Raw genomic sequence first — 11816 nt, 5'->3', positions numbered from 1 at the left:
GGACGCCCGACCCGCGCTGGACCACGCCTCGGGCGAGCCGCGCTACGGGGCGATGCGCCCGACGCCGGACCCGCAGGACGGTCCCGCGGCGCCGCAGACGCCCCCGGTGCCGCAGGACGCGTCCGCTCCGCGCCCCCCGGCCCCGGAGGACCCGCAGCGCCCGACGCCGCCCCCCGCCTGACCGGCGCCGGCCGCGCGACGACGTCAGCCGCGCAGCGAGGCCATCCACGCCTCGACGTCCTCCGGACGCCGGGGCAGCGCCGCGGACAGGTTCTCGTTGCCGTCGGCGGTCACCAGCACGTCTCCTCGATGCGCACGCCGATGCCGCGGTACTCCTCGGGCACGGCGAGGTCGTCGGCCTTGAAGTACAGGCCCGGCTCGATGGTGAACACCATGCCCGGCTCCAGCACGCCGTCGAGGTAGAGCTCGCGACGGGCCTGGGCGCAGTCGTGCACGTCGAGGCCGAGGTGGTGGCTCGTGCCGTGGACCATCCAGCGGCGGTGCTGCTGCCCCTCGGGGGACAGCGACTCGGCGGCGCTCACCGGGAGCAGTCCCCACTCCTCGAGGCGTGCCGCGACGACCTCCATCGCCGCGGCGTGGACGTCGCGGAACCGCGCGCCGGGGACGGCGACGGCGAACGCGGCGTCGGCGGCGTCGAGCACCGCCTGGTAGACGCGGCGCTGGACGTCGGTGAACTCCCCGTCCACGGGCAGGGTGCGCGTCACGTCGGCGGTGTAGAGGGAGTCGACCTCGACGCCGGCGTCGAGGAGCACGAGCTCGCCGGACCGGACGACGCCGTCGTTGCGGATCCAGTGCAGCGTCGTCGCGTGCTCGCCCGCGGCCGCGATCGTCTCGTAGCCGACGGTGTTGCCCTCGAGGCGGGCGTGCGCGTCGAACGTCGTCTCGATGACGCGCTCGCCCCGACGGTGCTCGAGCGCGCGCGGCAGCGTGCGCACGACCTGCGCGAAGCCGTCGATCGTCGCGTCCACGGCGGCGCGCATCTGCTCGACCTCGTACGCGTCCTTGACGAGGCGCAGCTCGGAGACCGCCTCGACGAGCGCGGCGTCCGTGCGCCGGAACATCGCCTGGGCGCGCTCCAGCCACTCGGCCTCGGTGAGCTGCTGGTCCGACGTCGTAGCCGTGGCCTCGGAGTCGAGGCCCGCCTCGGCACGGATCGCCTCGACGAGCGCCTCCACGCCCTCGTCCGCACCCGTCACGACGAGCAGGTGCACGCCGTCCGCACCGACGTCCTTGGCGAGCGCGTCGCGCAGGCCGTCGACGTGGCGGGCCTCGACGCCCGTCGCGGTCGTCACGTCGTCGAGCGACGGGCGGGCGCCCACCCAGAACTCGCCGTAGCGCGCGTCCGCGTAGAACTCCTCGGTGTCGCGCGCGGCGAGCGGGCGCACGTACAGCACCGCGTGGTGCGCGGTGCGGGCGCCGTCGTCCGGTCCCGCGGGGTCGCCCGCACCCTCCTCGACCGGGTGGAGGACGAGGACCGCGTCCGGGTCGGTGTCCCAGCCGGAGCCCGTCAGGTGCGCGAACGCCGAGTGCGGGCGGAACCGGTAGTCCGTGTCGTTCGAGCGGACGCGGAGCGGTCCGGCGGGGACCACAAGGCGCGTGCCCGGGAACCGGGCGGACAGCGCGGCCCGGCGCGCCGCCGCGAACGACGCCGCAGGCGACGTCTGGACGTCGAGCGTCCGGCGCGGGGCCCAGCCGCTCGTGATGAAGGCCTTGAAGGCTGCGGAGTCCGGGCGCTGGGAGCGGTTGCTGCCGCGCACCGCGACGTCCTGCGCCGCGTCAGCGCCTGGTCGGGGGTCTCGGAGGTGACGGGGGTGGCGTCGGTCATGCGACCAGTGTCGCACCGCGCTCCCGGCGGAAGTCGGCGAGCGCCCGGCCCAGCACGCGGTTGAACGCCTCCGGCGCCTCGCTGTTCACGTCGTGCCCGGCGCGCGGCACCACGACGAGCGCGGCGTCGGCCGCCGCCGCGAGGTAGCGCTGCTCGTCCAGGCGCATGTGGTCGCGCGCGCCGTTGACGAGCCACACGGGGACGTCCAGGCGGCGCACGTGCGCCAGCCACGACCTGCCCGCGAGCTGCGTGAGGGCGTCGGTGACGATCTCCCAGCCCGGTCGGTGCGGTGCCGGTGCCGCGAGGTCCCAGGGACCGCCACCGAGCGGTGCGGCACCGGACGGCGAGATGCCGCCCGGGTGGGAGCGGCCCGCGCGGGCGATCGCGGACCACGCCGCGGCGCCGCGCCGGGCCGTCCACCGTGCGCCACGCCCGACGGCGCCGCCGCCCGCGACCATCAGCCGCGCCACGTCGCGGTACAGCGCGACGGGCTTGCCCTTGGGGTCGGACGTGCAGGCCGCCGCCACCACGCCGGCGAGGTTCGCCGGACGGCGGGCCGCCCAGGCGAGCGAGGTGTACCCGCCCAGGGAGAGCCCGACGAGCACGACGCGGCGGTCCGGGCCGAACGAGGCGGCCGCGTCGTCGATCACCTCGAAGGAGCGGTCGAGCGTGAAGCGCTCGTGGGCGAGCGCGCCGTGCGCGGGAAGGTCGACGGCGACGGCGTCGTGACCGAGGGAGCGCACGTGGTCGACCTGCCGGTCCCAGATCGCGCCGGAGGTGCGCATGCCGTGGACGAAGACGACCGCGGGGGCGTGCGCGCGGTCGTCGCCTGAGGGGGCGGTGCCGGCGTCACCGCCGGCCCGGGGAGGCAGGAGCGTCGTGGAAGTCATCCCCTCGACCCTCGCACCCCAACCTGGGACGGCCATGGGGGGAGGCCGCTCCCGGCGTGAACATCGTGTGCGGGTCCGGTGCCCGGGGCGACGGTCCGCCCGGGCGACGGTCCGCCGCCGACGTCGGGGGAGGACGGCTCACTATCCTGGCTCCCGTGCGCATCGACCTCCACACCCACTCGACCGCGTCCGACGGCACGGACGAGCCCGGGGAGGTCGTCGAGGCGGCCGCGGCCGCCGGGCTCGACGTCCTCGCGCTCACCGACCACGACACGACGGCCGGCTGGGCCCAGGCGACCGACGCGGCCCTGCGCACCGGCGTCGCGCTCGTGCGCGGCGCCGAGATCTCCGCGCGATCCGGCGGGATCAGCGTCCACGTGCTGTCCTACCTGCACGACCCGGCCCACGCGGCGCTGCTCGACGAGCTCGAGCGCACGCGCGACGCGCGCACGGACCGGGCCCGCCGGATGGTCGAGCTCCTCGGCGAGGACTACCCGATCACGTGGGAGGATGTGCTCGCGCAGACCGCCGAGGGCACGACGATCGGGCGCCCGCACATCGCGGACGCCCTCGTCGCGGCCGGGCACGCGACCGACCGCTCCGCGGCGTTCGCGACGATCCTCGCGCCCGGCACGCCGTACTACGTGCCGCACCACGCCCCGGGCGCGGCCGCCGCCGTGCGCGGCGTCCGTGCGGCCGGTGGCGTCCCCGTCTTCGCCCACCCGGGTGCGGACCGTCGCGGCCGGGTCGTCGGGGACGCCGTGATCGAGGAGATGGCCGAGGCGGGGCTCGCCGGGCTCGAGGTGCACCACCGCGACCACGACGAGCGGCAGCGCGCCCGGCTCGACGACATGGCCCGCACCCTGGGCCTGTTCGTCACCGGGTCGAGCGACTACCACGGGGCCGGCAAACCGAACCGGCTCGGGGAGAACACGACGGCACCGACCGTGCTGGAGCAGATCGAGGAGCTGGGACAGTTGGACGTGATCCGGTGAGCGGCCAGGCGTGCGGGTCGGGGCGAGGCCGGGCGGCCGCGGCATGAGCGACGTCTTCGACCTCCGCCTCTTCACGGAGGTCTTCGTCACCCTCTTCGTCATCATGGACCCGCCGGGCACGGTCCCGGTGTTCCTCGGCCTGACGAGCGCGATGGGCGCCAAGCAGCGCAACCAGGCCGCCCGGACCGCGATCCTCGTCGCGTTCGGCGTCATCGTCGCGTTCGCCGTGTTCGGCCAGCAGATCCTCAGCTACATGCACATCTCGCTGCCCGCGCTCCAGACCGCGGGCGGCCTGCTGCTCCTGCTCGTGGCGATGGAGCTCCTCACGGGCAAGATGGAGGACCCGGAGCCGTCGGGCAACAAGGGGGTCAACGTCGCGCTCGTGCCGCTCGGCACCCCGCTGCTCGCCGGGCCGGGCGCGATCGTCGCGACGATGGTGTTCGTCCAGCGTGCCGGCGAGAGCGGCGGCGGCGTCGCGGAGTGGGTCGCCATCGCCGCGGGTGTCGTGGCCGTGCACGTGTGCCTGTGGCTGTCCATGCGCTTCGCCAACGTGATCAACCGCGTGCTCGGCGACTCCGGCACGATCCTCGTCACCCGGATCGCCGGCCTGCTGCTCGCCGCGATCGCCGTCCAGCTCGTCGCGGACGCGGTCACCGAGTTCGTGCAGACGGCGTAGGAGGCAGCGGTGTCCGTCCCCGCGCAGGTGCGCCGGCCGCTCGCGCTCGGCGCCGTCCTCGCCATCGTCCTCGCCGCGCTCAACCTCCGGCCCGCCGTCGTCGCCGTCTCGCCGCTCCTCGGCGAGATCCGCGCGGACGAGGGCCTCAGCGGGGCGGCGGCGGGGCTGCTGACGACCCTTCCCGTCCTGTGCTTCGGGATCCTCGCGCCCGTCGCGCCGGTGCTCGCGCGCCGTCTGGGGCTCGAGCGCGTGCTGTGCGCGAGCCTCGTGCTGCTGTGCGTGGGCTTCGCGGTCCGCCTCGCCCCGACCACGTGGGCGCTGTTCGCCGGCACCGTGGTCGCGGGGTGCGCGATCGCCTTCGGGAACGTGCTGCTGCCCGCCCTCGTCAAGCGGGACTTCGCCGACCGGGTCGGGCTGATGACGGGGCTGTACTCGATGTCGCTGTCCGGCGGGGCGGCGCTCGCCGCGGGCCTCACCATCCCCGTGGCCGACGCCGCGGGGCTGGACTGGCGCGGAGCGCTGGCCATGTGGGGCCTCCTGGCCGTCGCGGGCGCGGTCGTGTGGGCGCCGCGGGCGGCGCACGCCGTCGCCCACCGCCCGACGCCGTTCCGCCCCGGCACCGGGCTGCCCCTCGCGCGGTCGGTCTGGCGCAGCCCGCTCGCCTGGGCGGTGACCGTCGTCATGGGGACGCAGTCGTTGTCGTTCTACGCGACCAACGCGTGGCTGCCGGAGATCTTCGTCGGGCTCGGGTACACCGCCGAGGCCGGGGGGTGGCTCCTCGCGCTCGGCAACATGGTCGGCATCGCGGGGTCGTTCGCGACGCCCGTGCTCGCCGGTCGCATGCGCCGGCAGCGGGGGATCGGGGTCGCGCTCGTCGTGCTCGTCGGCGGCGGGCTGCTCGGCATCGCGCTCGCGCCCGCGGTGGCGCCGCTGTGGGTCGTGCTGGTCGGGCTGGGCCAGGGCGGCGGGATCAGCCTCGTGCTGACGCTCATGGCGCTGCGGGCCCGCGACGCGGAGCAGACGTCCGAGCTGTCCGGCATGGCGCAGAGCGCCGGCTACGTGCTCGCCGCGCTCGGGCCGCTGGGCGTCGGCCTCGCGCACGACGCGAGCGGCTCGTGGACGACGCCGCTCCTGCTGCTCGTCGGGGTCGCCGCCGTGCAGGGCGTCGCGACCTGGTTCGCGGGCCGCGACGCGCACGTGCACTGACGCCGGGACGTCGACGAGCCCGGACCACCGCCGACGCGGCGACCCGGGCTCCCGGACGGTTCGCTGCGGTGCTACTCCGCGGAGGGCGCGCCACCCTGCTCGGTGCGCTCGACCGGCTTCCCGCCGCGCGTGCGGCGCCGGTTGCGCGAGCGACGACGACGCTCGCCGCCCTCGCTCGTCGCGGCCGAGGCGTCGCCGGCCTCGCCGGTGCGCCCGCCGTCGCGCTGCTCGCCGCCCTCGCCGGTGCGCCCGCCGTCGCGCTGCTCGCCGCCCCGGCGTCCCTCACCGCCCTCGCGGCGGTCGTCGCGGCCGCGCTCCCCGCGCCCGGCACGGTCGCCGCGGCGCTCGCCCCGACCGTAGCGCTCGCCGCCGCGCTCGCCCCGCCCGGACCGCTCGCCGCGGCCGGCGGGCGAGTGCCGCTTGCCGGTCTCGCCGAGGTCCTCGAGCTCCTCGGCGTCGAGACCCGCGAGCGTGCGCTTGTCCTTCGGCAGCCGGCCCTTCGTGCCCTCGGGGATCGACAGGTCCGCGAACAGGTGCGGCGACGTCGAGTACGTCTCCACGGGCTCGGGGATGCCGAGGCCGAGCGCCTTGTCGATGAGCGACCAGCGGGGCACGTCGTCCCAGTCGACGAACGTCACCGCGGTGCCCTTGTTGCCCGCGCGGCCGGTGCGGCCGGTGCGGTGGAGGTACGTCTTCTCGTCCTCGGGGCACTGGTAGTTGACGACGTGCGTGACGTCCTCGACGTCGATGCCGCGCGCGGCGACGTCCGTCGCGACGAGCACGTCGATCTTGCCGTTGCGGAACGCGCGCAGCGCCTGCTCGCGCGCGCCCTGACCGAGGTCGCCGTGGATCGCGCCGGCCGCGAACCCGCGGTCGGTCAGCTCGTCGGCCACCTTGGCCGCCGTGCGCTTGGTGCGCGCGAAGACGATGGTGCGGCCACGGCCCTGCGCCTGGAGGATGCGGGCGAGCACCTCGATCTTGTCGAGCGCGTGCGCCCGGTAGACGACCTGCTCGATGTTCTTCACGGTCTGGCGGCCGTCGTCGTCCGGGTCGATCGCCCGGATGTGCGTCGGCTGCTTCATGTAGCGGCGCGCCATGGACACGACGGCGCCCGGCATCGTCGCGGAGAAGAGCATCGTGTGCCGCTGCGCGGGCGTGCGGGCGAGGATCTTCTCGACGTCGGGAAGGAACCCGAGGTCCAGCATCTCGTCGGCCTCGTCGAGCACGACCGTCTGCGCGCGCGTGAGGTTGAGGTGCCCCTGGTTCATGAGGTCGATCATGCGGCCGGGCGTGCCGACCACGACCTCGACGCCGCGCTGCAGCGCCTCGACCTGCGGCTCGTACGCGCGGCCGCCGTAGAGCTGGACGACGCGCACGCTGCGGCGGCGCGACGCCGTCTCGAGGTCCTTGGCGACCTGGACGGCGAGCTCGCGCGTCGGGACGACGACGATGGCCTGCGGCTTGCCCGGGGAGGGCAGCGCGTCGAAGCCGTCCTCGCCCGGGGCGACGACGCGGTGCAGCAGCGGGACGCCGAAGCCGAACGTCTTGCCCGTGCCGGTCTTGGCCTGGCCGATGATGTCGTGCCCCGACATCGCGACCGGCAGGGTCATGGCCTGGATGGGGAAGGGGTGGGTGATGCCCGCGTCGGCGAGCGCGTCGACGATCTCGGGGCGGACGCCGAAGTCCGCGAAGGACGTGTCGTCGGCCTGCACGCTGGCGGCGACGCTGCGCGCGTCGGCGCTCACGTCGGGCGTGGCGTCCGTGGTGGTCGCGTCTGTGGTGGTCACTGGTGCCTCTGTCTCGTTCCGGCGCGCGACCTCCTCGCGGCGGGACCGGATGGCCCCGGCGCCGGGCGGACCCGGGCGTGGTCGTACGCGCCTGTGGCCGGCAGCCGATCGCGGAGGTTCGTGGCAGGGGTCCGTCGAGCGGACCCACGCCTGCCGTCGCCGCACGGGGACGGGCGTCGCCCTCGTGCCGGCCGGGGCCGGGACGGGCGCGTGAGGTCAGGACGACCGGGCAACCGATGTACCGGTCCATGGTATCGGACGCCGGGCGGGGGCGGCGGGAGGCCTGCCGGGCGGGCGGGCGCGGGGCGCTCGAAGGCGCGCGGCGGGACGTGCCCGCACTCCTGCGGCCGTGTCCTCGACGCCACTATCCTGGCGGGATGACTGACGCGGACGACGTGACCGGCCCGAACGCTCCCGGCCTGACGACCACGGCGACCGCGGACGCGCTGCAGCTGCTGGGACTCGTCGCGTACACCGAGCTCGCGAGCTTCGGCCGGCTCGCCGGCGACGCCGCCCACGCGCCGACCCTCGGGCAGCGCCAGGCGCTGTCCCGCATGGCGGCGGCGCTGCTCGACCGCCAGGAGGCGGTGCTCGCGCGCGTCGCGGAGCTCGGCGGGGACCCGGAGACCTGCATGGCGCCGTTCGACGGGCTGTTCGACGACTTCGACGCCCGCACGCGGCCGAGCAGCTGGTGGGAGGGCATCCTCAAGGGCTATGTCGGCCAGGGCGTCGCCGACGACTTCTGCCTGGTCGCGGCCCAGGCGCTCGACGAGCGCTCGCGCGACGTCGTCGTCGGCTCGCTCACGCAGGACGCCCCCGCGGACCGGTCGGCGCCCGTCATCGCCGAGGCGGCGGCGTCGGACCCGGTGCTCGCGTCCCGGCTCGCGCTGTGGGGCCGGCGCCTCGTCGGGGAGGCGCTGGGCGCGGTCGGGTCGGCGCTGTCGGACCACCCCGCCCTCGACCGGCTCGTGCTCGAGGCGGCGCGCGCGGAGGGCGGCGGCGAGGAGCCGCCCGCACCGGTCCAGCCCTGGGTGTTCGCGCGCCTGACGGCCGGTCACACCCGGCGCATGGACCGCCTGGGCCTCGCGGCCTGAGGCGACGACCCGGGACACGGCGAGCGGCCCAGCACGACGACCGGCCGGGGACGACGATCAGCCGGAGACGGCGACCGGGCCGGACGCGCACGGCGTCCGGCCCGGTCGGTGGTCCTGAGGGTCAGAGCGACCCGAAGCCCACCTTGCGCTGCTCCTCGGTGCCGATCTCGACGTACCCGAGCGAGGCGGTCGGCACGATCACGCGCCGGCCGCGCGAGTCGGTGAGCTCGAACGCCGGCGCACCGCCCAGCGCGTCCGAGACCGCCTTGGCGACGGACTCGGGGGACTGGTCGGTGTCGACGACGAGCTCACGAGCCAGGTTCTGCACACCGATGGTGACTTCCACGGGTTCTCCTCACAGCGGCCGCGCGCACGCGGCGGGTCGACGGCGGGCCGCCGACGGGCTGGCCCACCGGCGGCAACGCGAACGATAGTAGTCAGATTCCCGCGCCGTCCGCCGTGCCGGCGGTCCCTGCGTGCCGCGTCTCGCCCGGGGCGTCGACGGCTCCGGTCGCGCCCGCCCGCGGGCCGCCCGGCCGTCGCACCAGGCCGTGCACGCCGTCCCAGACGAGGCGCGGCACGAGGCGCGTGACGTCCTCGGCGCCGGCCGCGCCGTCGGGCCGGACCGCCTCGCCCGCGGCGGCACGGCCTACGGCGGTGCACGTGCGGGCGACGACGAGCGCCTCCCCCTCCGCGAGCCCGGTCAGGCGCGCGAGGACGTCGGCGAAGGTGCGCGCGATCCGCGCGTCGTGCTCGAGGACCCGCGCGCGGACCGCCGCGTCGCGCAGCACGTCGGGCTCGAAGAGCAGGGCGGAGGAGCCCCCCGCGGCGCGTGCGTAGGCGACGTAGGCGCGCACGACGCCCTCGACCACGGCGAGCCCCTCGCGGGCGAGCACGTCTCCCCGGCCGCGCCGCGGGGCGCGCGGTACGGGTCCAGCGTGGCGTGCACGGTGCGGACCAGCTCGTCGCCCTGCGCGTCGACGACGGCGAGGTACAGGTCGAGCTTCGAGGGGAAGTGCCGGTAGAGCACGGGCTTGCCCACGCCGGCACGGGCCGCGATGTCGTCCATCGAGATGTGGTGGTAGCCGTGGGACGCGAAGAGCTCCTCGCCGATCGCGAGGAGCTGCGCGCGACGTTGCGTGCGGGGCATCCGCGTCCGCGTCCCGGCGCGCGCGACCGCGTGTCCCGCAGGCACCGGCGCTCCCGACATGCTGCGGAGCATACGGCGCGACCCGTCCGGCTCGACCAGGCGTCGCGAGGAGTGGGACGATGGCGCCGTGCCTCCCCACCACGCCCCGGCGGACCGACGTCCCCACCGTGCCCGCCGACGGGGGCCCTGGCACCTCGCCGCGGTGCTCGGCTGCCTGGGTGTCGGGCTGGTCGCGGGGGCGGCGACCGCGAGGACGTGGGACGTCCCCGGGCTGAGCGACGGGATGGTGCCGGCGGCGGCCGTGCTCGCGGACGCGGTCCCGGGTGCCGTCGCGGGGGAGGGCGACGCCGAGGCCCGCAGCAAGGCGACGGCGAGCCGCTCGACCCGCGCGCGCGACCCGTTGGCGCTCCCGTTCACGGTGCCCACCGCGCAGCCGTCGCCACGGCCCTCCGACCCGGTGCCGCTCGCGCCGACCGCCCCGCCGGTCGACGTCCCGCAGGCTCCGGAGGTGCCGCCGACGACTGCTCCTCCCGCACCGGAGCCGCCCGCCGCGGAGCCGGGCTCCGGCCTGCTGGGCACGGAGGTCGTGCCCGACCTCGGCGGCGCGTTCGCGGTGGTGCCGGGCGAGGCGCCGGCGCCGGCGCGGGCACGGTGCGCCCGGTCCGGGTGGAGGTCGAGGAGGGCCTGCCCGTCGACGGCGAGGTGTTCGCCCAGGCGGTGCTCGCCACGCTCAACGACCCGCGCGGCTGGGGCGCGACGGACGGCGTGACGTTCTCGCGCACGGCCGCGGACGACGCGTCCATCCGGGTCGTGCTCGCCAGCCCGGTCACGACGGATCGCCTGTGCGCCCCGCTGCAGACGGAGAGCCTGTACTCGTGCGGCAGCTCGGCCAGCGGCACGGCCGTGCTCAACTTCCACCGCTGGGTGAGCGGCGCGGCCGACTTCGGCGACGACGTCGCGACCTACCGCCAGTACCTCGTCAACCACGAGGTGGGCCACGTGCTCGGGCACGGGCACGAGTCGTGCCCCGCGCCGGGCGCCGTCGCTCCCGTCATGGTCCAGCAGACCATCACGACGGAGGGCTGCCTGCCGAACGGGTGGCCGTCGCCGTAACGCCCGCCCCGCCCCCGCGGCTGTCGGAGGCCCGTGGTGGGATCAGGACCGTGCTCCGGACCACCCCGCCCCGCCTCGTCCCGCGTGACGCGGCGCACGAGACCCGCGTCGAGCTCGACGAGTCCCAGCGGGCGGCGGTGGAGGCCGCGGCGCTGCCGGGCGCGACGCTGGTCGTCGGCGCGCCCGGGACGGGCAAGACGCTGGTCGCGCACGAGGTCGTCCTCGAGGCGCTGGCGGGCGGTGCCGACCCGGGCCGCGTGCTGCTGCTCGCCGCGACCCGGCGCACTGCCGCCGCCGCCCGCGACCGGCTCTCCGCGCACGCGCGGCGCACGGTCGGGGCGCCGATGGTGCGCACCGCGGCGTCGACCGCCTTCTCGGTGCTGCGCGAGCGCGCGGTCGCACTGGGCGAGCCGCCGCCGACCCTGATCTCGGGCCCGGAGCAGGACCTCGTGCTGGCCGAGCTCCTCGAGGGACATCTCGCCGGCGAGGGCGCGCCCCTCGCGCTGCCCGACGGGCTGCCGGCGGAGGTGCTGGGGCTGCGCGGCTGCGCCAGGAGCTGCGCGACCTGCTCATGCGGGCCGCGGAGCGCGGCCTCGCCCCTGTCGAGCTCGAGGCGCTCGGGCGCCGGCACGAGCGGGCCGAGTGGGTGCTGGGCGCACAGCTGTACGGGGAGTACCTCGACGTGACGGCGCTGCGGGCCGGCACGCCGGACGCGGGCGCGCGCCTCGACCCCGCCGTCGTCGTGGACGAGGCCGCCGAGGCGCTGCTCGCCTGGGACGACGAGGTACCGGACGTGCCGCGGCCCCGCTGGGACCTCGTCGTCGTCGACGACTACCAGGAGGCGACGGTGGCGACCGCGCGGCTCCTGCACGTCCTCCAGGACGACGGCGCCCGTCTCGTGCTCCTGGCGGACCCCGACGCGGCGGTCCAGGGCTTCCGCGGCGCGAGCCCGGCCTCGTGGGCCGCGCCTCCGCGCCCGGCGTCGCGGCCGGGCGCGCGGGAGAGCTGCGGCGCGCGCGTGGCGGTCCTCGGCACCGCCTGGCGGCAGCCCGACGCGCT

At 76.6% G+C, this 11816-nt stretch carries 11 protein-coding genes and 2 pseudogenes; 8 read left to right on the top strand and 5 right to left on the bottom strand.

The features are described from left to right. Window positions 1–181, top strand: a pseudogene (locus tag BJF88_RS20565) (hypothetical protein); the annotation flags it as partial. 23 nt (window positions 182–204) lie between these two features. Here the strand turns inward: BJF88_RS20565 and BJF88_RS14455 are convergent. Both BJF88_RS14455 and BJF88_RS14450 read right to left on the bottom strand, forming a co-directional pair. Next, window positions 205–1778, bottom strand: a pseudogene (locus tag BJF88_RS14455) (aminopeptidase P family protein). A 64-nt stretch (window positions 1779–1842) separates the two neighbouring features. After that, entirely contained in the window at window positions 1843–2736 is an 894-nt protein-coding gene (locus tag BJF88_RS14450) for an alpha/beta fold hydrolase (RefSeq protein ID WP_075829322.1), read from the bottom strand. A 155-nt stretch (window positions 2737–2891) separates the two neighbouring features. Between BJF88_RS14450 and BJF88_RS14445 the strand changes: the two genes are divergently transcribed. The 3 genes from BJF88_RS14445 to BJF88_RS14435 are packed head-to-tail and all read left to right on the top strand — an operon-like array spanning window position 2892 to window position 5613. After that, complete coding sequence (locus tag BJF88_RS14445) at window positions 2892–3731, top strand: PHP domain-containing protein (RefSeq protein ID WP_075829321.1); 840 nt, start codon at window positions 2892–2894, stop codon at window positions 3729–3731. 43 nt (window positions 3732–3774) lie between these two features. Next, the gene (locus BJF88_RS14440; protein ID WP_075829324.1) at window positions 3775–4407 is read left to right on the top strand and encodes a MarC family protein; all 633 of its coding nucleotides are present in this window, start codon (window positions 3775–3777) and stop codon (window positions 4405–4407) included. 9 nt (window positions 4408–4416) lie between these two features. After that, the gene (locus BJF88_RS14435) at window positions 4417–5613 is read left to right on the top strand and encodes an MFS transporter (protein WP_075829320.1); all 1197 of its coding nucleotides are present in this window, start codon (window positions 4417–4419) and stop codon (window positions 5611–5613) included. Between the two features lie 71 nt (window positions 5614–5684). Here BJF88_RS14435 and BJF88_RS14430 read toward each other — a convergent pair whose 3' ends face one another. Then, window positions 5685–7400 carry a DEAD/DEAH box helicase gene (locus BJF88_RS14430; RefSeq protein ID WP_075829319.1) on the bottom strand — a complete coding sequence of 572 codons (1716 nt, stop codon included), beginning with the start codon at window positions 7398–7400 and terminating at the stop codon, window positions 5685–5687. A gap of 377 nt (window positions 7401–7777) precedes the next feature. On the opposite strand from BJF88_RS14430, the gene BJF88_RS14425 reads away from it, so the two are divergent. Continuing rightward, window positions 7778–8494, top strand: a complete 717-nt coding sequence (locus BJF88_RS14425) for a ferritin-like fold-containing protein (RefSeq protein WP_083649161.1) — start codon at window positions 7778–7780, stop codon at window positions 8492–8494. Between the two features lie 121 nt (window positions 8495–8615). Here the strand turns inward: BJF88_RS14425 and BJF88_RS14420 are convergent, their stop codons facing one another. Together BJF88_RS14420 and BJF88_RS14415 are read right to left on the bottom strand one after the other, a co-directional pair. Then, window positions 8616–8840 (bottom strand): DUF3107 domain-containing protein, encoded by a 225-nt coding sequence (locus BJF88_RS14420; protein WP_075829318.1) that lies wholly within the window; start codon window positions 8838–8840, stop codon window positions 8616–8618. Between the two features lie 91 nt (window positions 8841–8931). After that, window positions 8932–9390, bottom strand: a complete 459-nt coding sequence (locus tag BJF88_RS14415; protein WP_255372055.1) for a hypothetical protein — start codon at window positions 9388–9390, stop codon at window positions 8932–8934. A 920-nt stretch (window positions 9391–10310) separates the two neighbouring features. Between BJF88_RS14415 and BJF88_RS22385 the strand changes: the two genes are divergently transcribed. The 3 genes from BJF88_RS22385 to BJF88_RS23815 all read left to right on the top strand — a co-directional run. Next, complete coding sequence (locus BJF88_RS22385) at window positions 10311–10757, top strand: DUF3152 domain-containing protein (protein WP_255372053.1); 447 nt, start codon at window positions 10311–10313, stop codon at window positions 10755–10757. Window positions 10758–10807: 50 nt separating this feature from the next. Then, entirely contained in the window at window positions 10808–11443 is a 636-nt protein-coding gene (locus BJF88_RS18530) for a UvrD-helicase domain-containing protein (RefSeq protein WP_075829314.1), read from the top strand. Further along, window positions 11329–11816 (top strand): UvrD-helicase domain-containing protein (locus BJF88_RS23815; protein ID WP_369824631.1); only part of this gene is annotated, 488 nt, incomplete at its 3' end. The genes BJF88_RS18530 and BJF88_RS23815, both read left to right, overlap by 115 nt.

Origin of the sequence: Cellulosimicrobium sp. CUA-896, assembly GCF_001942335.1 — a bacterium.
Classification (GTDB): Bacteria; Actinomycetota; Actinomycetes; order Actinomycetales; family Cellulomonadaceae; genus Cellulosimicrobium.
This window is presented reverse-complemented; position numbering and strand designations above follow the sequence as displayed.

Excerpts from the sequence above, each read along its gene's own strand:
- BJF88_RS14450 (WP_075829322.1), bottom strand. The coding sequence starts at position 2,736 with ATGACTTCCACGACGCTCCTGCCTCCCCGGGCCGGCGGTGACGCCGGC.
- BJF88_RS14425 (WP_083649161.1), top strand. The coding sequence starts at position 7,778 with ATGACTGACGCGGACGACGTGACCGGCCCGAACGCTCCCGGCCTGACG.
- BJF88_RS14440 (WP_075829324.1), top strand. The coding sequence starts at position 3,775 with ATGAGCGACGTCTTCGACCTCCGCCTCTTCACGGAGGTCTTCGTCACC.